This is a genomic window from Acidisoma sp., from assembly GCF_035492295.1.
In the GTDB taxonomy this organism is placed as follows: domain Bacteria; phylum Pseudomonadota; class Alphaproteobacteria; order Acetobacterales; family Acetobacteraceae; genus Acidisoma.
Window position 1 is genome coordinate 1 of sequence record NZ_DATJJK010000297.1, and the last position, 18,806, is coordinate 18,806.

Below are 18,806 nucleotides of genomic sequence, written 5' to 3' on the forward strand. Positions count from 1 at the left end.
CAATATCGCGCTGGCCGCGCGGGTCATTCGCCCGGGCGGACTTTGGCGCATCGCGACCGACGATCCGACCTATCAGGCCTGGACGGCCGAGGTGCTCGCTGCCCAGGACGTTTTCGAGGTGCCCCCGCCGGCCCTCGAACGACCAGAAGGTTGGCCGCCGACGCGCTACGAAGCCAAGGCCATCAAAGCCGGCCGGCAACCGATGTATAGGAGCCTGACCCGAAAGGGGTTAGGCCCGGCCTGGGCGCGCCTAGAATCCGCGTGCGGCTCCAGAGCCTGATGGGCTCCTCGATCCAGCGGTGCACGAGGGCCGCTGCCGCGAGTGGCAGCAGGATCGCGGGTAAGGCCCAGAGAAGGGTGAACAGCCGGCCGTCTCCGCCCGCCCATGGCGCGATCCCCAGCATCAGCAGGCGCTGCAGCGGGGCATGGATGAGATAGAGCGTGTAGGAAATTCCCCCGCACCACACCAGTGGCCGTGCCATGAGCAGCCGCCGCAGGGCGTGGTCGACACTCATCCTCGGGCGCTCGGCCCTTAAGCAGAGTGTCCAGACAAGGGGAACGAGCATGGCGCCGATCCCGCCGGCGACACCGCTCAGCACGGTAGCGCCGGCCAGGACCAGCCCGTAGCGCGCGCGGCTCGTCCGGCCGGAGAGAAAGGCGTGGCTCGCGGTGCCGAGGGCAAAATACCAGGCGTCCCGCGGCAGGAAGGCATGGCCGAAGCGCCAGGATTCCGGCAATGCGGCGATGCCAAGGCCGATGACCCCGAGCAGCAAGAGAAGGATGGTGGCGCGTCCGCCGCCTGCCGCGAGTAGCCGGGGGGCAATCGCAAGGCAGAGCGCCATGAAGCCGTAAAACTGCCATTCAGTGCTAAGGCTCCAGGCCGGCCCCAGGATCGCATATTCCGCACCCGGCAGCAGAGCCGGCGGCAGCAAGCCTTGCAGCAACAGGACATGAGCGGCGAGATGCAGCGCCAGCTGCGGCGGCCAATGGGCTCCGGCCACGGCATGGGCCGCGCTGTCGGGGGCGAGCCAGGGCATGGCGGCGAAAGGGTCGCCGGCGGCAAGACCCAGGCAGGCGAGGCCGAGGGCGAGAAGATAGACCGGCAGCAGCCGCCCGGCTCGCAACGCCAGAAAGCGGCCCGCCCCGGCCCGCCCCGGGAATCCGCCTTCCTCCAGCGCATGTAGGATGACGAGGCCGCTCAGCGCGAAGAACAGGTCGACCGCGGCCCGGCCGTGGGAGACGAGCCCTGCCACCCAGCCGAGACCCGGCGGCAGCCAGAGAAAAGGCAGGGTGTGACCGGCGAGGATGTAAAGCGCGAGGATCCCTCGCAACCCGTCCAGCGCCCGCATGCGGTGCGACATTGATACGTACCAGCAACGAAGATGTCTGGATACGCTGCGCCGCCCGGCTTGGCGAGCCCTATTCGTGAGGACGCGCTTCGAGGGTCAGCGGCCGCCGTAATGCGGCGTCAGGCTGGCATGGCCGAGCGCGTAGCGGCGGAGAAAGATCGCGACCTTTTCGGCCGGCGTCCCCTCCTTGAAGGGCAGGCTCGCCTCCTTCAGCGCCCAGACCGTGATGAGATAATGGTGCGCGAGCTTGCCCTTGTGCGGGCAGGGGCCGGTGTAGCTCGTGCCCTCGAAGCCGTTCCTGGCCTGGATGGCGCCGGCCGGCCGCAGCGCCCCGTCCCCCGCCGCATTCTGAGCGAGGGTCGTGACCTTCGCGGGGATATTGAACATGAGCCAAAGCCACGTGACGCCGACCTTGGCATCGAGATCGGCCATGCTCACGGCATAGCTCGCCGTGCCGGCGGGCGCATTATCCCAGATCAGGGGCGGGGATTGGTTGCCGCCCCGGCACTCGCTGCGGTTGCCGACATCCGGCCCCGGCATGGTGGCGTCATTCTGGACGGTGGGGCTCGCCAGCTCGAAATGGGCGGTATTGGCAACGGTCGCCGCTCCGGCCCGGGAGGGAAGGAGCGCCGTGACCATCAGAAGGGCGCAGGGCAGGATGATGCAGGGCAGGAACGATCGCCGCGCATGGCAAAGGCGGGCGGCGGTTCGGTTCGGCCACGTCAAAACAGTTGGCAGAACGGACCGTTGCGAGTTATGGTTCACGCAACAATAACTCCCGCGATCAGTGGGGTAAACTTCCAAGAAACTGAAAAGGGTGGCCTTCGGCCGCCTTTTTTATTGCTTGGAGCCAGGGTTTAGCGAGGCACTGCGGCGATTGGCAAGCCATGGCGCCGCCGCTCGACAGCCGGGCTGCCCTGCGGTCGGGCTTCTTGCTTGCACCGCACAGCGAGGGCGCCTATATGCGAGGTCTTCCCTTCACCGCTGGACCGACGGGGGTGGCCCAAAAGGCCGCCTGTTTTGCTTTGACCGACGAAAACACGCCACATCACACCGGATTCGAGGCTCGCCTCGCCGAGATCATCCTGCCCAGGCTGGCCGAGATGGGCTTTGCCCTGGTGCGAATCCGCATGCTTGGGCGTGAGCGGCCGACTGTTCAGATCATGGCCGACCGGGCCGACGGCAATCAGATCACGATCGACGATTGCGAAACGATCAGCCATCAGATCGGCGCCGTTCTGGACGTAGAAGATATCGTCCCCGGCGCCTGGACATTGGAGGTAAGCTCCGCCGGGATTGACCGGCCGCTGACCCGGCCACGGGACTGGAACCGGTTCTCCGGCCATTTGGCGAAGGTGGACATGGCTATCCCGACGCTCGACGGGCGCCGCCGCTTCACCGGCATCGTTCTCGGCGCGGCCGAGGGCCAGGGACGGCTGCGCCTGGACGACGGAACCGAGGTCACGCTGACCCTCGTCGATATCAAGACGGCTCGGCTCGTTCTGACTGACGCCCTGATCGAGGCGACGGCCAAGGACACGCCTTCCGACCTTCACTGAGTTTCAACGCCAACGCCTGAGAGACTTCTGAGAGGCCCGACCATGGATACCGCGATAGCCCGCCCCGAGCTGCTCTTGGTTGCCGACGCCGTCGCCCGCGAGAAATCGATCGACCGCGACGAGGTTCTGGAAGCGATGGAGCAGGCGATCCAGAAGGCCGGCCGCGCCAAATACGGCCACGAGAAGGACATCCGCGCGACGATCGACCGCAAGACCGGCGACGTTCGCCTCTCCCGCTGGACCGAGGTGGTCGAGACGGCCGAAAACGAAGACACCCAGATCCCGCTTCACATCGCGCGCAAATTCAAGCCTGAGATCAATCTCGGCGAGTTCATCATCGACCCGCTGCCGCCGATCGATTTCGGCCGCATCGCGGCGCAAACGGCGAAGCAGGTCATCGTTCAGCGCGTGCGCGAATATGAGCGCCGCCGCCAATTCGCCGAGTTCAAGGACCGTGTCGGCGAAATCGTGAATGGTGTCGTCAAGCGTACCGAATACGGCAACCTCATGGTCGATCTCGGCCGGGCGGAGGCGCTGTTGCGCCGCGACGAGCTGATCGCCCGCGAGAGCTTCCGCAACGGCGATCGCGTGCGCGCCTTCATCTATGATGTGCGCGAGGAGCCGCGCGGCCCGCAGATCTTCCTCTCCCGCACCCATCCCGGCTTCCTCGCCAAGCTCTTCGCGCAGGAAGTGCCGGAAATCTACGACGGCATCATTGAGATCAAGGCGGTCGCCCGCGACCCGGGCAGCCGCGCCAAGATGGCCGTGATCAGCCGCGATGCGTCGATCGACCCCGTTGGCGCCTGCGTCGGCATGCGCGGTAGCCGTGTCCAGGCCGTGGTGCAGGAACTGCAGGGCGAGAAAATCGACATCATCCCCTGGAGCGCCCAGGCGGCGACTTTCGTCGTCAACGCACTGGCCCCCGCCGAAGTCACCAAGGTGGTGATGGAGGAGGAGACCGGCCGGGTCGAAGTGGTGGTGCCGGACAGCCAGCTCTCGCTCGCCATCGGCCGCCGCGGCCAGAATGTCCGTCTCGCCAGCCAGCTCACGCGCTGGGATATCGACATCCTGACCGAAGCCGAGGAAAGCGAGCGCCGTCAGGAGGAATTCCGCCGCCGCTCCGGCCTCTTCGTCGAGGCGCTGGATGTGGACGACGTCATTGCCGGCCTGCTCGTCACCGAAGGTTTCACGACCCTCGAGGAACTCGCCTATACGCCGGTCGAGGAACTTGCCGAGATCGAGGGATTCGACGAGAACGTGGCGGGCGAGCTCATCCGCCGTGCGGAGGAGTTCATGAGCCGCCGCGACCGCGAACTTGAGGAGCGTCGCGTAGCCCTTGGAGTGACCGACGACATTGCCTCTTTCGAGATCTTCACCCCGCAGAACCTGGTCGCCTTTGGCGAGAAGGGTATCAAGACGCTGGACGATCTCGCCGATCTTGCCTCCGACGAGTTGATCGAAATCGTGGGGACCAGTCTCGACGAGGAAGCGGCCAACGCGGTCATCATGCAGGCGCGGGCGCATTGGTTCGAGGAGGAGGGCGACTCTGAGCCCGCAGCAGAATGACAACGGAACGCTGACAGCGGCGCCTGCTGCCGGTCTCGTCTCGGACGAGGCTGGACCTCAGGTGCTGCTGCCTGAGGATGCGGGTGCCGACGAGGAAAAGGGGCCGTTCCGCCGCTGCATCGTCACGCGCGAGCGGCATCCGTCCGAAACCATGATCAGATTTGTCCTCGGTCCCGATCGGACGGTCGTGCCTGATCTCAAGGCAGGGCTGCCCGGACGGGGAATGTGGTTGAGCGCGCGGCGGGATGTGTTAGAAACCGCTCTCGCTCGAAAAGCTTTCGCACGGGCTGCCCGTGCGGAGGTGCTGGTTCCGGCCGAGATGCCGGCCATCATCGAGGCAGCTCTCAAGCGTAGAGTGATCGAGGTATTGGGCCTGACCCGGCGCGCTGGTCAGGCCGTTTGCGGATTTAGCAAAGCGCGCGAGTGGCTGGCGGCGGATCGCGCGGCGCTGATCGTCCAAGCTTTGGACGGGAGCGTCGAGGAACGTGCCAGATTGTTGAGTGGACGCGCGGTTCCCGTGATCGCTCCCTTGCCTGCCCGAGAATTGGGGCAGATTTTCGGGCGTGACCATGCCGTGCATGTAGCGGTATCAGCCGGGCGGCTGGCGACGATGCTGCTGACTGAGACTGAGCGCCTGGCCGGTATTTCCCGTACCAGGACCAAGGCTGATCAACCGGGCGGATGACATTGAGCGATACGAAAGACCAAGACGGCAAGGCGAGATTGTCCCTGCGTCCTGCGGGGCGACTGGAGCTGGGGCGCACCGTGGACGCGGGTTCCGTGCGCCAGAGCTTCAGCCATGGCCGCTCCAAGGTGGTGCAGGTTGAGGTCCGCAAGAAGCGCGCCCCCGGTGCGCCGCCCCCAAGCGGCCCCGCGTCCGGTGGGCAGCCTTCCGGTGGCAGCGGCCGTCCGCAGGGCGGCGGGCGCTCCGGCGGTGCGGGCGTTGCTTCGCGCGCATTGACGGCGAGCGAACTCGCCACGCGTCAGCGCGTGCTGGAGGACCAGAAGCGCGACGCGGCGAAGCGCGAGGCTGAAGCCCGCGAACGCGAAAAGATCATGATCCTCTCGGCTGCCGAAGAGGCCCGCCGCCGTGAGGAAGAGGCCCGTCGTGCGAGCGAGGAGGCCGAGCGTCAGGCGGCGGCCGAGGAAGCCGAGCGTCGCGCAGCGGAGCAGGATGCCCGCCGCAATGCCGAGGCACCGGTAAGCGAGCCGGAAGAATCCGCGCCCGCAGCCTCCGCCCGCAGCAAGGCGACGGCGCCCGTGCCGCCGCCCTCAGCACCCAGTGTCCCCCGTCCCGCCGCGGCACCGCGGCATCCGGGTCCTGCAGGCGAGACGCTGCGACTGAAACCCTCCGGCCGTGCCGGCGAGGAAGACGAGGATCAGCGCCCGGTGCGCCGTCCGGGCGGCACGTCACTCCCGGCGCGCAAGCCCGCCGTCGTCGCGCCCAAAAAGGGCGTCGACGATCGCCGCCGCACCGGCAAGATCAACGTCCAGGCCGCGATCGAGGGTGATGACGAGCGCGTGCGCAGCATTGCCTCGATGCGTCGCCAGCGGGACCGTGAACGCCGCCAGGCCGAGCTTGAACGTCTCCGTACCGATCAGGTGAAAGTCGTGCGTGACGTTGTCTTGCCCGAGATGATCACGGTTCAGGAACTTGCGAACCGAATGGCCGCACGGGCGGGTGATGTCGTCAAGGCGCTCATGAAGATGGGCGTGATGGCAACGATCACCCAGTCGATCGATGCCGATACGGCGGAACTCGTGGTCCAGGAATTCGGCCACCGCGTGAAGCGCGTCTCCGAGAGCGACGTCGAACTTGGCCTTGAAGGCGAGGTCGACGAGGAAGACGATCTGCTGCCGCGGCCGCCGGTCGTGACCATCATGGGTCATGTCGACCATGGCAAGACCAGCCTGCTCGATGCCATGCGCCGGACGGATGTGGCGGCGGGCGAGGCGGGTGGCATCACCCAGCATATCGGCGCCTACCAGATCACGACGAGTTCGGGCTCCAGGATCACCTTCATCGACACGCCGGGTCATGCCGCCTTTACGGCCATGCGGTCTCGCGGGGCGAGTGTGACGGATATCGTCATCCTGGTGGTTGCCGCCGACGATGGCGTGATGCCGCAGACAATCGAGGCGATCAGCCACGCCAAGGCGGCGAACGTGCCGATCATCGTCGCCATCAACAAGATGGACAAGGTGGGCGCCAATCCCGACCGCGTGCGCAACGAACTGCTGCAGCATGAGATCGTGGTGGAAAGCCTCGGCGGCGACACGCAGGAGATTCATGTCTCCGCGCTGAAGCGCACGGGTCTCGACAAGCTCGAGGAAGCCATTCTGGTTCAGGCCGAAATGCTTGACCTGAAGGCGAATCCGACGCGTGACGCGGAAGGCACGGTGATCGAAAGCCGGCTCGATCGCGGCCGTGGCCCGGTCGCGACGGTGCTCGTGCAGAAGGGCACGCTTTGGACCGGCGATATTCTCGTCGCGGGTGCCGAATACGGCCGCGTGCGCGCGCTGATCGACTGGAACGGTGCCAATGTGAAGACCGCCGGACCTTCCGTGCCGGTCGAAGTGCTGGGTCTCTCGGCGGTGCCGGGGGCAGGTGAGACCTTCACGGTAGTGGATGACGAGCAGCGCGCCCGCGAAGTGGCCGAGTTCCGCCAGCGCAAGCTGCGTGACAAGGCGGCGGCGGGCGCCATTGCCGGCCGCGGCACGCTCGACCAGATGCTCGCCCGCATTCAGGCCGGTGTGCAGAAGGAAGTCGGCGTCCTCATCAAAGCCGATGTGCAGGGCAGTTCCGAAGCCATCCAGGCGACGGTGCTCAAGCTTGCCAATGAAGAGGTCAAGGTCCGCGTCCTGCTCGCCGGCGTCGGCCAGATTTCGGAGAGCGACATCCAGCTCGCCAAGGCCTCCAGCGCCGTCATCGTGGCCTTCAACGTGCGTGCCACGGCCCAGGCCCGCGAACTCGCCCAGCGCGAGAGTGTCGATATCCGCTACTACAGCATCATCTATGATGTGGCGGACGACATCGAGAAGCTGGTCCGGGGTCGCATGGCGCCGAAGGTGCGTGAGAACTTCCTGGGCTATGCCGAGATCCGCAAGGTCTTCGACATCACCAAGTCCGGCAAGGTCGCGGGCTGCATGGTCACGGAAGGCGTTGTGCGCCGGGGCGCGGGTGTGCGCCTGCTGCGCGACAATGTGGTGATCCACGAGGGCGATCTGTCCCAGCTCAAGCGCTTCAAGGATGATGTTCGCGAAGTGGCGCGCAACTACGAATGCGGCCTGTCCTTCGCGGGCTTCCAGGATCTGCGCGAGGGCGACATCGTGGAATGCTACGAACGAGAGCTTGTTCCGGCGTGAAGCAGGCCGGAGCCCCCTCCCAGCGGCAGCTCCGCGTTGCCGAAGAGATCCGCCATCTTCTGGCAGATATCTTCGCGCGCGACGTGATCCGCGACCACGAACTGAGCGGCGTAGCCATCACCGTGACGGAGGTTCGGGTGAGCCCGGACCTCCGCAAGGCGACCGCTTTTGTCACGCGGCTCGGCCGCAGTGACGTGGACAAGCTTCTGCCGGCGCTGAAGCGGGTTTCGCCCTTCCTGCGCAGTCAGCTCGCCCGCTCGCTACGCCTGCGGGTGGCCCCCGACATTACCTTCATGGCCGATACCTCGATCGACTATGCGATGGAGGTGAACACCCTGCTGCACCGCCCCGAGGTGGTGCGCGATCTCGGCCGCAAGGGCTGAGGCCACAGGGCAGCACCCCGAGCGACGAAGAGATCAAAAAAGGCGGGCCGCATTGTGGCCCGCCTTTTTTGTTCAGGGAGAGCACGCGGCAGGCCGTCCCGATGGTGCGTCCAGCGTATTAGATGCAGACGATCCGCCCCTCGCGGATATGGTCGCGTTTCGGAGGAGCGTTTGATTGACGGCATGTGCCGATCGCTTCCTCCTCTCGATCTGAAGAGGTTCCGTCAGTTCCGTCTGCAGAGACTCATCAATTATCAGATCATTCGACCGGTCAACGTTCCGCCCTGGCTCATCCGATCAACCTGCGGTTTGTGCAATTGATCAACGATCGGTGCGGTCGCAACGGTACCGGTCGGTCCTTTGCGTCTGCGATCCCTGTGACATATTGACGGTGTCAACGATGATCATCTGCGGCTTGTTGCCTTGATTGGGCAAATGAGTCGCATGCGGGGTCACAGGGCGGCGAGGATGCCGCCGTCAACATAAAGCACCTGACCCGTGATATAGGCGGCCGCGTCGGAGCAGAGGAAGACCGCGGGCCCCATCAGATCCTCCATGCGCCCGAACCGCGCGAGGGGAATCTTTGTAAGCATACGTTCTTTCCAGCTAGCATCGGCATAGAACGGTTCGGTCAAGGCCGTTCGGAAATAGCCGGGCCCAATGCCGTTGACCCGGATGCCATTAGGTGCCCATTCCGCCGCGAGTGCGCGTGTCATGCCGACCAGGCCGGTTTTCGAGGCGCCATAAGGAACGGCTGTCGGGACCCCGACTTCAGAGGTGAGCGAACAAAGGTTCAGGATGGCGCCGCCCTGGCCGGCTTCAATCATGCGCCGCGCTGCCGCCTGAGCGCAGAAGAAGCTGCCCCGGAGGTTGACACCGAGGATGCGGTCCCACAGGCGGGTATCGACATCGAGCGCGGGCCGCACCTCCTCCATCCCGGCGTTGTTGACCAGAATGTCGAGCGGGCCGCTTAGCTTTTCGAAGCAGGCTGCAATGCTTGCGGGGTCGCCGACGTCGAGACTGTGGATTTCGGCAGAGCCGCCGGCATCGTTGATCATCTTCTGGGTTTCGGTGAGGGCGGCCACGTCGCGTCCGGTGAGCAGGACATGGGCCCCGGCCGAGGCAAGGGCGACGGCGATCGCCTGGCCAATACCGCGGGACGCCCCGGTCACCAGTGCGGTTTTGTCATCAAGCAAGAAATTTGGAACGCGCATGAAAAGGCAGCCTTAAGGATTAAAAAGCGCTAACCCTGCAAAACATACCGTGCCTTTATCGCCAAGTTGAGGATTAATGCGGAATCGATAGAAGGATATTCGTCACGGTGTCCTATTTGGGGCTTCCCGCACGAGCGGAACGTCTGCTCGAACGGAGGCCGGTGCGACGAAGGACGGTGATGCGGCGATATACGAGGTTGGCTTGACACAATTACCGGTCAGTTTTCACGACATTTCTGAACACGATACGATCCCGCCGGTACTGCTCGCCCGCACCGAGGCCGACCTGTCGCGCTTTCTCGAAGGCGCCGCCGAGATCATTGAAGCCGTGCGCCTCGAAGGTGATGCCGCGCTTCGCCGCTTTGCCCGCGACTTCGACAAGGTTGAGGCACCGATTGACTCCCTTCGCGCGTCAGAAAGTGATTTCGAGGCAGCCTTCGACAGGGTTCCGGCGGCAGTCGTGCGGGCCATTGAAGTCGCGATCGACGCCGTGCGCCGCTTCCATGAGGCGCAACGGCCGGAAGAGATGTGGCTGAAGGAAGTTCATCCTGGCGCCTGGGCGGGCGACCGGTTTCTGCCGATCGAGACCGTCGCTTGCTATGTCCCCCGCGGCAAGGGCGCCTTCCCGAGCGTGACCATCATGACGGCGGTGCCGGCCATGGTTGCCGGCGTAAAGCGGCCGATCATCGTCACCCCGCCCGGGCCGGACGGCGGCGTTGACGCCGGAACTCTGGTGGCGGCGAAACTTGCCGGCATCAAGGAGGTCTATAAATGCGGCGGTGCCCAGGGTGTCGCCGCCGTCGCCTTCGGAACCGAGACGGTGCCGCGTTGTCTCAAGATCGTCGGTCCCGGCAGCCCCTGGGTTGTGGCCGCAAAGCGGCTGCTTGCAACCAGGATCGACCCCGGCGTGCCTGCGGGTCCCAGCGAATCCATTATTCTTGCCGATGACAGCGTTTCCGGCGCGCTCGCGGCACTCGATCTCATCATCGAATCCGAACACGGGCCGGATTCGTCGGCCTGGCTGGTGACGCCAAGTGCGCGGGTGGCGCAGGAGGCGATCGCGGCATTACCGGGCCATTGGACGGAGATGGACCAGGGGCGGGTCGCCTTCTCTCGTGCCGTGCTCACCGGCCCGCGTGGTGGCGTCATCCTCACACGCGATTTCGATCAGGCGGTCGATTTCGTCAATGCCTACGCGCCCGAGCATCTGGAGATTCTGACGGAAGAGCCCATGTCCGTTCTCGGCCGCATCATCAATGCTGGTGAGGTTTTGTTGGGTCGTCATACGCCGGTAACCTTAGGCAACTATCTTTTGGGGCCGAACGCCGTGCTGCCCACGGGCGGTGCGGCCCGCACCGCTTCGCCCTTGTCCGTTTATGACTACATGAAACGATCTTCTGTTGGTTATGTAACGAAATCGGGCTATGATGATTTGGCACGCCACGCGAAAGCGCTGGCGGATTATGAGGGCTTCTCTGGTCACGCTCGGGCTGTGTCCGACGTTCGCAGATCACTTCTGTCGCGGTGACGTTGACTGACAGCAAAGTGACCGCGGCATGTTCAAAGGTCCGGGTATGAAGCAGGATTTTCGTTAATCACAGCGTACATCTTCCGGACTCAGCCGTTCGGGAGATCATCGGCACAACAAGAAGGGGAAATAGCTCGTGCTGGATCGTCAGGTTCAAAGGGCCAAACGGACTGAAACGTCTCGTACGCCGGAAGCGGCGGGAACGGGCCGCGCCGCGGCCGGCACGGTCATCGTCGCGGAGCGCTACGTTCCGGGATTGGTCCGCGCCGTCGCCAACAAACTTGAGGGTGGCGCCTCGCGCTTCTATCGCAAGCACTACGGCATCGGACTGTCCGAGTGGCACATCCTCGTGGCGCTCGCCGCCGACCCCTGGATTACCTCGCCGGTGCTTTGCAAGAATGCCGGCCTCGACAAGGCGGCGGTAAGCCGCAGCCTCGCCCGCATGGAGGAGCAGGGGCTTGTTCTGTCGCGTGACACGAGCGGCCGGTCCCGCGCGACCGCGCTGACCGCGAAGGGACGCCGGCTGCATGACCGGATCGCCGCCGCGGCTGTTGCACGTGAGGAGCAACTGCTGGCCGATTTTTCGCCCAAGCAGGTGGATTCTCTCGTCGGTCTGCTGACGGCGCTGTCCAAGGCTGCGGCGGGTCTGACCGATTCTCCGCAGAAAGTGGCGCGCAAGAAAAAGGCGGCCTGATAGCCGCCTTGTGAGATGATGCCGCGCTCAGCCGGGCATCATCTCATCTTGCATGATGGAGGTGGCGGCGCGCGCTTAGGCGTGGCCTGCGAGCGGCGATAGCGACAGCGGGTCGATATGCATTTTCTGCATCGCTCGACGCCAACGCGTGTCATTATGCCCATCGAACACCAGAGCCTCGTCTGGCGGAACCGAAAGCCAGGCATTTTCGGCGAGTTCCGCTTCCAACTGACCGGGGCCCCACCCGGCATAGCCGAGCGCCAGCAGCCCGGCCCGCGGGCCTTGCCCTTCGGCGATGGCCTTCAACACATCCAGGCTGGTGGTCAGTGCGAAGGCGCCATCCACCTCGAGCGTCGTCTCCGTCATCCAATCGGTGGTGTGCAGCACGAAGCCGCGTACATTCTCGACCGGGCCGCCGGCGCAAAGGCGGATCTCTCGCTGCGGCGGATGGGGCAGGATGTCGAGCTGCTGCAGCAGCCCGGCGAAGCTTGGCTTCTGCACGGCGCGGTTGAGCACGATGCCCATCGCGCCCTCCTCGCCATGGGCGCAGAGAAGGATGACGGCCTGCGAAAAATTGGGATCAGTGAGGCTCGGCATGGCCACAAGCATCTGCCCGGTCAGCCGGTCGGCTGCGCGGTGGGCAAGGTCAAGGCTTGGAGGCGCCGGGATCTCCGCAGTTTGCGGCGGCGGAAATGCTGCCTCCCGCCCGGTCGTCTTGCGTGAAGCTCTGCTCATTCCTGATTATCTGGCATTTCTGAGGTTTCATGCAAGGCGATTGGGCGGGGCGCCGTCCCGCGGGACGGGTGACAGGCCCGTCGCCAGGGCTTAAGCGAGGACTCCACCCAAGAGAGGCAGAGACAAGATGATCAAGGTCGGCGACACGATCCCTGAGGTCACGGTCACGGCGGCGACGCCCGATGGCCCCAAGCCCATCAGCACCGGTGAGATCTTCAAGGGCAAGACGGTCGTGCTCTTCGCGGTGCCTGGCGCCTTCACCCCCACCTGCAGCGTCCGCCACCTGCCGGGCTTCGTCGAGCAGGCCGAGGCCTTCTCCGATAAGGGCGTGGACACCATCGCCTGCATCGCCGTCAACGATGCCTTCGTCATGGGCGCCTGGGGCCGCGAGCACGGGACGGAGGGCAAGGTTCTCATGCTCGCGGACGGATCGGGTGACTTTGCCCGCGCCATGGGCCTGGAACTGGACCTGATGGCCCGTGGCATGGGCATCCGGTCGCAGCGCTACGCGCTGGTGGCCGAGAACGGGGTCGTCACCTTCCTCGGCGTGGAGGAGGGCGGGGCCTTCGAGGCGAGCAAGGCGGAGACAGTACTCGCCGCCCTCTAAGGCGGGGCCGGCCGGGTTTTGCACCGGGGGTGGTTACCCCCGGGCGCCGCGGGCCGGCAGTGGCACTACATGCCGAGAGCGCGGCGGTAGACGTCGAGCAGGGTCTCCTGCTCCTCGACATCCGCCGGCTCCTGCTTGCGGATGCGAATGAGCTGACGCAGCACCTTCACGTCGAAGCCGGCAGACTTTGCCTCGGCATAGATGTCCTTGATATCGCTGCCGAGCGCCTTGCGCTCCTCCTCCAGCCGCTCGATGCGCTCGATGATGCTGCGCAGGCGGTCGGCCGCGATATTGCCCTGGGAGGCGGCGTCGGTGGTCTCGGGTGAATCAAACGCCATGGGCGAGCTCCTTCGAATGCGGAAAGTCCGGTCCGGGCGGGCGAGGTAACCCGTCGAGGGGGCCGGGGTCAATCGTGTTTGGGGATCACGTTTTCACCTTCTGGCAGGACTTGCCTACTAGCCTGTGCTCACTGAGGGCCAGCGGTGGTTCGAGACCGCCATGTCAAATCGTTCTTTACACGTATTGTTATCTTAGCCTAATGAATGAGCGGTTTAGAAAAATAATCGTTCCGGATTAATAACCGCATCAATCCCTTGGCGTTCAGTGCAAAGGCGCATGAAAATTTAGGGAATGTGCTTCTACCGAATGGCTCGACAGATTGACAAGACCATGCAGTCGCTTTCGGAGCGTGGACGATCAGGAGGCGTTGAGAGTCTACATTGCGGATCTTCTGCTCACGGAAGTCGCGTAAATCGAGACGGAAACCCCTGACCTATCATCGTCCTATTAAGGCTACGCATATTGTTAATGACAATTCGTTGTGGTCTTTGTCTATTAAGAAGAGCTTGTTGTTCAAGTTGTAAATCTAGGAGGGCATATGAGCCAGATTCGCTATGCAATAGTATGTCCGGCACGTTGGGAGGCGGAAAGTATATGTGAGTGGTTGCTCTACCATCGTTCCATTGGTTTTGATCACGCTTATATCTATTGTAATGATGATGACCCAAATGAGCTTTTTGACAGAACTGCTGTTTTCAGAAAGGGCCCCAAGCCCTTTGTGACTTTTGTCCATTACCCTTTTGTGGGGCTTCAATGGGATATCTACCTCCACTGGTTCAGAAACTATTCTTCTCAGGTGGATTGGATAGCATTTTTGGACGCTGACGAATTTCTCGTTCTTCCCGGCGTCAATAACATCAATGCGTTTGTTGCCAGATTTCCAGACGACTGTAATGCCATTCATTATCATTGGCTGTTCTATGGTACTAATAGCTTCCTGACACGGCCAGACGGCAGCATTTTGAGGCAATATACGCGCCGCGCTCGCGGCGTTTCCTACGAAACCAAAACGATGATCCGTGCACGGCAGGTTGACCCGGATAGCCTGCGTCCCGAGCAGCTGCCATTTTGGCATCTCTGGACCGTGATGCACGTACCAAATATTTGCGCCTATACATCGTTTGGGCTTAATATTACTGAGGGCTATGATAGAGAATTGCATAGTAGGGAGAGCAATGAAGCGATCCTCAGCAGTGGCTTCGTGGCGCATTTCGCCCTTCGTTCCGAGGCAGACTTCATCAGGCGGCTTGAACGCGGCACGGCCGGTCAGTTTTCGGGGCAAGGGATGTGGGCTAGTCAGCTCGCCTCGGGCGAAGCATATGCCTTTATTGATCATACAAATGAGGTGGAGGATTTTTATCTTCGGGACCTGTGGCATTCGATGTCAGGTCAGGTAGAACGCACAAGGCTGATTGAGAGGGTGCTGGACTTAGATCTTGCTCGAAATCGAGCGTGTTTACAAAGCTCCGCTCCAGGCCCCGGGGCGGACAGCAATCTTGCTATGGCTGCCTCCAAGGCGGTGTCTGGGATAATAACTGGGCGAGCAAACGTACAAACCGCCGCGGAACTTAATCCGTGGTGGCAAGTCGATCTTGGCGAGTTAAGGCGTGTCGGGCGGTTGCGTATGACCACTCGAACCGATAACAGAGCTGCTGCCGCATCGATGAGCCCGATGGTGGTTGAAACCTCAGTAGATTGCTCGGAATGGACCCAGCGATTTCGACAGGTGGAACCGCGCCTGTTCGGGGGGGCCGACGGAAACCCATTGATGATTGTTTTCGATGGCGTCGTGTCGGCTCGATATGTTCGGATTTCTATACAAGGAGAAGCCGAGATTGCCTTGGACCAGATCGAGGTTTACGGCCCCAGTCTCGCTGAACACCGTGTGTCGGTTGTCAGTTTCTACATGAGTAACATCCCCGCCTCGGTTGTCCATGCGCAAGCAGCTATCGTAAAAAAATTTCTCCCGGCTGGGTTTGCGTTTCACCAAATAAAGACCTCGCAATCTCATTATGAGGCCTTAGACAATTATATGCAGGAATGTGATGACGGTGTCTTTATATTTATAGATATTGATTGCGTGCCGCTGCATTCCTCTGCCCTCAGTGAGATGGCTTCGCTTGCGCTCCAAGAGCAACTGGTCGGGTGCGTTCAACGCGCATCGCACATTGAAAATGACTCTCATCTCTACGCCGGTCCGTTCTGTTTGGCATTGACGAAGCAGCTTTGGCAAAAGCTTGGAAGTCCTTCGTTTGTTCATACAAATTTGGGTGACGTCGGTGAGCAACTAACCTATGTCTGCGAAGCGATAGGGGTGCCAGTCGTATTTATCTGGCCGTCGAGAGTAGAGGATGCGCGATGGCCGCTGACGGATGCCACGTGGTTCGGTCTTAATACGGAATATGGCGAAGCATTTTTTCATGCCTTCTCAATCAGAGAAGAGGGTAACCGACAAAAGTTTCTAGAATACTGCCGCCGACTATCAAGTGAACCAGATCGTCGGAAGTCCATTTTATGGGATGTAGGGAAGTCTAACGATTTGAGGTCTCTTAAAGCTGCGCAGAACGTCGAAGGAACATCGCAAGTGCAACCAGTTGATAGCGGTTCGAATAGCCGACAAATATCTCATGATTTCATTGAAGAGTTACGCAATGCAGATGCCAATCTTCACTTGGCCCACATAAGGCGCGAAGTAGACATCAATCTTATGTCCGATATGGGTAAGGGCTATCACGCATACGGCAACGAGTGGTGGCGCAATCTAGAATGCCCTTATTCATTCAAATATATTTCTTTAGACACGCTGTACCCAGAGCAGTATTTTGAACCAGAGATAGGTCATCCAAGTGATGCCGCTGCATCAGATTTATATCGTTACATGCAGCAGGTTTATAGCTTCCTGTTCGGACGTAAATTCTCCTCAGTCATAGAGCTTGGAACTGGAGGGGGAGAGATAACGACTGCCTTTGCGAAGGATGGGTTAGACTATTTAGCCGTTGAAGGATCAACGGCCGGAGTTGACACCTTGGTGGCTAGAGGAATTGATCCTGAGCGGATAAGAAAATTCAATCTTAAGTTCATGCCCCGGCTAGAACGCAGATTTGACCTTGCGATGTGCACAGAGGTTATCGAACATATCGAGCCATTTTTCGCATCAAAAATAGTAGATAATTGCATCTCACATTCTGATGCGATTTGGTTTTCTGCAGCCGATAGGAATCGGCCTGCTCACTACCACCATGTAAATGAGCAACCTATTGAGGTCTGGGACAACCTTTTCGCTTACATGGGGTATTCCTGGTCTGTACATCTCAACGGAATGATGGAGCGGGCGGCCAGATTGTATTTGAGCGATAGAATTGGGTCGGCTTTGGTAGAAAAATTTTCCTAAAACGAATGATGCGCTGGCCGGCTGTCCGGCGCCCTGTGCGGCTTATGTCTGGCTCTTCGCCTTCCATTCTTCGTAAGGCATGCCGTAGACAACCTCGCGCGCGGCGGCGTCGGAAAGGCCGACGCCCTTGGCTTCGGCCGCCTCCCGGTACCAGCGGGCGAGGCAGTTGCGGCAAAAGCCGGCGAGATTCATCAGGTCGAGATTCTGCACATCCGTGCGCTCGCGCAGATGCGCGACCAGCTTGCGGAACGCACCGGCTTCGAGCTCGGTGCGGGTCTTGTCGTCGAGGTCCATAATGCCTCCTTCCTTGTCTCTAAGTATGGGGTCTCGTGCGCTCGATTGCCACATAGAGGCCGGGTGTGGCGAGGATCGGCTTCAACAACCGTGCGAGACGCTTGGCCCATTCGGCCGCGCCCTTATCATCGGCGATCAGATCCTGGCGCAGCTCGATCGCGACATGCGGCAGGCCGCGCTCATAGGCATGGTGACGCTGCGTGAATCCGACGGGCTCGCGCGCCGAGTAGGGCTGGTTGTCGCCGACGGTTGCGGGATCGAGCTCGGCGCGGAGTGCCGCCAACAACGGCTTGGCGATGCGGCCCTCGCCATCCCACAGCACGCCGATATGCCAGGGCCGCGCGAAGCCCTGCATCTTGGGCGTGAAAGAGTGCATCGAAATCACCGCCGGCGCGCGGCCGCCGGCGCCGAGTTGCGCGAGCTGCCGGTCGATCGCGTCGTGATACGGCTCGAACAGCAGCGCGCGGCGCTCGCGCCGCGCCGCTTCATCGAGCGCGGCATTGCCGGGGATCGCGATGCCGTCGCTCTCCAAGGGGATCGAGCTCGGATCGTCGGGACGGCGGTTGCAATCGATGACGAGCCGCGAATAGCCTGCGAGCACGGCCGGCGCATCAAGCATCGGCGCAAGGAGCCGCGTTACCGCGGCGGCGCCGATGTCCCAGCCGATATGCTGCGCCAGCACGATTTCGGTGAGGCCAAGCTGGCCGAGCGCCGCGGGAACGCGCCGGCTGGCATGATCGCAGGTCAGCAGGACAGGCGCTTTGCCCGTTTCGTGGCAAAGCTCGAACACAGGGGGATCGCGGGCAGCGAGAAGAGATTGTGACGCCATCGTTCGGGGAATTGTTGTGATCGAGCAGTCATCCTATCCTGGGGCCTCCCGCTAAAGCGAAGCAAGAAATTGGGTTCTTCCCGCGATCCCCTGCCCTTCCTACGCCGCCTCCTCGACGTCGCGCTCGACGCCGCCGACCCGGCCAAGGTCCTGCCGCCGCGCCTGCCAGCGGCGCCCAAGGGCCGTACCATCTTGATCGGCGCCGGCAAAGCCGCGGCCAAGATGGCGCGCGCCGTCGAAGATCATTGGCCCGGCCCGCTCACCGGACTCGTCGTCACCCGCTATGGCCACAGCGTTCCCTGCCGCCGCATCGAGGTCGTCGAGGCGGCGCATCCCGTGCCCGACGCCGCCGGCCAAGCCGCCGCCAAGCGCATCCTGGCGATGGTGAAGGGTCTCAGCGCCGACGATCTCGTCATCTGCCTGCTCTCGGGCGGTGCTTCCGCGCTGCTGGCGCTGCCGGCCGGCAATATCACGCTCGACGACAAGCAGCAGGTCACGCGCGAATTGCTGCGCTCGGGCGCGACGATCTCGGAGATCAACTGCGTCCGCAAGCACCTCTCCGCGGTGAAAGGCGGCCGGCTCGCCGCCGCAGCCTTTCCCGCGCCGGTCATCACTTTCGCTATCTCCGACGTGCCGGGCGATGATCCGGCGGTGATCGGTTCGGGGCCAACGATCGCCGATCCGACGACTTTCGCCGATGCGCGGCGCGTCCTGACGCGCTATGCGATGAGCCCGCCGCCCGCGCTCGCGAGCCATCTCCATCGCTCGCCGGACGAGACGCCGAAACCGGGCGATCCGCGCCTCGCCAACGCGACCTATCACATCATCGCCACGCCGCGCGAAGCGCTCGACGCCGCGGCGAAAGCCGTGCGCGACGCCGGCATGACGCCGGTGATGCTCGGCGATGCGATCGAGGGCGAGGCGCGCGACGTCGCGCAGCAGCAAGCGGCGC

Annotated in this window: 17 protein-coding genes and 1 pseudogene; 11 read left to right on the forward strand and 7 right to left on the reverse strand. The window is 62.7% G+C overall.

What is annotated here, in order from left to right; genetic code table 11:
- A pseudogene (locus VL752_RS22115) lies at positions 1 to 280 on the forward strand (hypothetical protein); the annotation flags it as partial.
- Here VL752_RS22115 and VL752_RS22120 read toward each other — a convergent pair.
- Together VL752_RS22120 and VL752_RS22125 are read right to left on the reverse strand one after the other, a co-directional pair.
- Positions 183 to 1,361, reverse strand: coding sequence for an acyltransferase family protein (locus VL752_RS22120; RefSeq protein ID WP_325358821.1), 1,179 nt, complete (start codon positions 1,359 to 1,361; stop codon positions 183 to 185). The pseudogene VL752_RS22115 and the gene VL752_RS22120 sit on opposite strands and share 98 nt — an antisense overlap.
- An 84-nt stretch (positions 1,362 to 1,445) precedes the next feature.
- The gene (locus tag VL752_RS22125) at positions 1,446 to 2,114 is read right to left on the reverse strand and encodes a YbhB/YbcL family Raf kinase inhibitor-like protein (RefSeq protein WP_325358823.1); all 669 of its coding nucleotides are present in this window, start codon (positions 2,112 to 2,114) and stop codon (positions 1,446 to 1,448) included.
- Between the two features lie 122 nt (positions 2,115 to 2,236).
- Here VL752_RS22125 and rimP point away from each other — a divergent pair, with 122 nt between their 5' ends.
- From rimP to rbfA, 5 genes are all read left to right on the forward strand, one after another.
- On the forward strand, positions 2,237 to 2,908 hold the full coding sequence (gene rimP / locus VL752_RS22130; protein WP_325358825.1) for a ribosome maturation factor RimP: 672 nt from the start codon (positions 2,237 to 2,239) through the stop codon (positions 2,906 to 2,908).
- A gap of 42 nt (positions 2,909 to 2,950) precedes the next feature.
- Positions 2,951 to 4,474, forward strand: a complete 1,524-nt coding sequence (gene nusA / locus VL752_RS22135) for a transcription termination factor NusA (protein WP_325358827.1) — start codon at positions 2,951 to 2,953, stop codon at positions 4,472 to 4,474.
- A gap of 61 nt (positions 4,475 to 4,535) precedes the next feature.
- Positions 4,536 to 5,159: an RNA-binding protein gene (locus VL752_RS22140; protein WP_325358829.1), complete on the forward strand. Its 624-nt coding sequence runs from the start codon at positions 4,536 to 4,538 to the stop codon at positions 5,157 to 5,159.
- A gap of 2 nt (positions 5,160 to 5,161) precedes the next feature.
- Complete coding sequence (infB, locus tag VL752_RS22145; protein ID WP_325358832.1) at positions 5,162 to 7,840, forward strand: translation initiation factor IF-2; 2,679 nt, start codon at positions 5,162 to 5,164, stop codon at positions 7,838 to 7,840.
- Positions 7,810 to 8,223 carry a 30S ribosome-binding factor RbfA gene (rbfA, locus tag VL752_RS22150; RefSeq protein WP_325358834.1) on the forward strand — a complete coding sequence of 138 codons (414 nt, stop codon included), beginning with the start codon at positions 7,810 to 7,812 and terminating at the stop codon, positions 8,221 to 8,223. The genes infB and rbfA overlap by 31 nt, the downstream gene beginning before the upstream one ends.
- Positions 8,224 to 8,675: 452 nt before the next feature.
- On the opposite strand, the gene VL752_RS22155 is transcribed toward rbfA, so the two are convergent.
- Positions 8,676 to 9,437 carry an SDR family NAD(P)-dependent oxidoreductase gene (locus VL752_RS22155; protein ID WP_325358836.1) on the reverse strand — a complete coding sequence of 254 codons (762 nt, stop codon included), beginning with the start codon at positions 9,435 to 9,437 and terminating at the stop codon, positions 8,676 to 8,678.
- 202 nt (positions 9,438 to 9,639) lie between these two features.
- Between VL752_RS22155 and hisD the strand changes: the two genes are divergently transcribed.
- Positions 9,640 to 10,965 carry a histidinol dehydrogenase gene (hisD, locus tag VL752_RS22160; protein WP_325358838.1) on the forward strand — a complete coding sequence of 442 codons (1,326 nt, stop codon included), beginning with the start codon at positions 9,640 to 9,642 and terminating at the stop codon, positions 10,963 to 10,965.
- A gap of 136 nt (positions 10,966 to 11,101) precedes the next feature.
- Positions 11,102 to 11,659 carry a MarR family winged helix-turn-helix transcriptional regulator gene (locus VL752_RS22165; RefSeq protein WP_325358840.1) on the forward strand — a complete coding sequence of 186 codons (558 nt, stop codon included), beginning with the start codon at positions 11,102 to 11,104 and terminating at the stop codon, positions 11,657 to 11,659.
- A gap of 75 nt (positions 11,660 to 11,734) precedes the next feature.
- On the opposite strand, the gene VL752_RS22170 is transcribed toward VL752_RS22165, so the two are convergent.
- Positions 11,735 to 12,394 carry a YqgE/AlgH family protein gene (locus tag VL752_RS22170; RefSeq protein ID WP_325358842.1) on the reverse strand — a complete coding sequence of 220 codons (660 nt, stop codon included), beginning with the start codon at positions 12,392 to 12,394 and terminating at the stop codon, positions 11,735 to 11,737.
- Between the two features lie 127 nt (positions 12,395 to 12,521).
- Between VL752_RS22170 and VL752_RS22175 the strand changes: the two genes are divergently transcribed.
- Positions 12,522 to 13,001 (forward strand): peroxiredoxin, encoded by a 480-nt coding sequence (locus VL752_RS22175; RefSeq protein ID WP_325358844.1) that lies wholly within the window; start codon positions 12,522 to 12,524, stop codon positions 12,999 to 13,001.
- 65 nt (positions 13,002 to 13,066) lie between these two features.
- Here VL752_RS22175 and VL752_RS22180 read toward each other — a convergent pair whose 3' ends face one another.
- Positions 13,067 to 13,339, reverse strand: a complete 273-nt coding sequence (locus VL752_RS22180) for a DUF2312 domain-containing protein (protein ID WP_325358846.1) — start codon at positions 13,337 to 13,339, stop codon at positions 13,067 to 13,069.
- A gap of 539 nt (positions 13,340 to 13,878) precedes the next feature.
- On the opposite strand from VL752_RS22180, the gene VL752_RS22185 reads away from it, so the two are divergent.
- Entirely contained in the window at positions 13,879 to 16,731 is a 2,853-nt protein-coding gene (locus VL752_RS22185) for a glycosyltransferase family 2 protein (protein ID WP_325358848.1), read from the forward strand.
- A gap of 42 nt (positions 16,732 to 16,773) precedes the next feature.
- On the opposite strand, the gene VL752_RS22190 is transcribed toward VL752_RS22185, so the two are convergent.
- Together VL752_RS22190 and VL752_RS22195 are read right to left on the reverse strand one after the other, a co-directional pair.
- Entirely contained in the window at positions 16,774 to 17,025 is a 252-nt protein-coding gene (locus VL752_RS22190) for a DUF1244 domain-containing protein (protein WP_325358850.1), read from the reverse strand.
- A gap of 19 nt (positions 17,026 to 17,044) precedes the next feature.
- Positions 17,045 to 17,854, reverse strand: coding sequence for an N-formylglutamate amidohydrolase (locus tag VL752_RS22195; protein ID WP_325358852.1), 810 nt, complete (start codon positions 17,852 to 17,854; stop codon positions 17,045 to 17,047).
- A 69-nt stretch (positions 17,855 to 17,923) separates the two neighbouring features.
- Between VL752_RS22195 and VL752_RS22200 the strand changes: the two genes are divergently transcribed.
- Positions 17,924 to 18,806: glycerate kinase type-2 family protein (locus tag VL752_RS22200; RefSeq protein ID WP_325358854.1), on the forward strand; the 883-nt coding region annotated here is incomplete at its 3' end.

Coding starts and splice junctions, on each gene's coding strand:
- VL752_RS22155 (WP_325358836.1), bottom strand. CDS start 9,437: ATGCGCGTTCCAAATTTCTTGCTTGATGACAAAACCGCACTGGTGACC.
- rbfA (WP_325358834.1), top strand. CDS start 7,810: ATGCTACGAACGAGAGCTTGTTCCGGCGTGAAGCAGGCCGGAGCCCCC.
- nusA (WP_325358827.1), top strand. CDS start 2,951: ATGGATACCGCGATAGCCCGCCCCGAGCTGCTCTTGGTTGCCGACGCC.
- VL752_RS22190 (WP_325358850.1), bottom strand. CDS start 17,025: ATGGACCTCGACGACAAGACCCGCACCGAGCTCGAAGCCGGTGCGTTC.
- rimP (WP_325358825.1), top strand. CDS start 2,237: ATGGCGCCGCCGCTCGACAGCCGGGCTGCCCTGCGGTCGGGCTTCTTG.
- VL752_RS22180 (WP_325358846.1), bottom strand. CDS start 13,339: ATGGCGTTTGATTCACCCGAGACCACCGACGCCGCCTCCCAGGGCAAT.
- VL752_RS22185 (WP_325358848.1), top strand. CDS start 13,879: ATGAGCCAGATTCGCTATGCAATAGTATGTCCGGCACGTTGGGAGGCG.
- VL752_RS22195 (WP_325358852.1), bottom strand. CDS start 17,854: ATGGCGTCACAATCTCTTCTCGCTGCCCGCGATCCCCCTGTGTTCGAG.
- VL752_RS22175 (WP_325358844.1), top strand. CDS start 12,522: ATGATCAAGGTCGGCGACACGATCCCTGAGGTCACGGTCACGGCGGCG.
- VL752_RS22120 (WP_325358821.1), bottom strand. CDS start 1,361: ATGTCGCACCGCATGCGGGCGCTGGACGGGTTGCGAGGGATCCTCGCG.
- VL752_RS22170 (WP_325358842.1), bottom strand. CDS start 12,394: ATGAGCAGAGCTTCACGCAAGACGACCGGGCGGGAGGCAGCATTTCCG.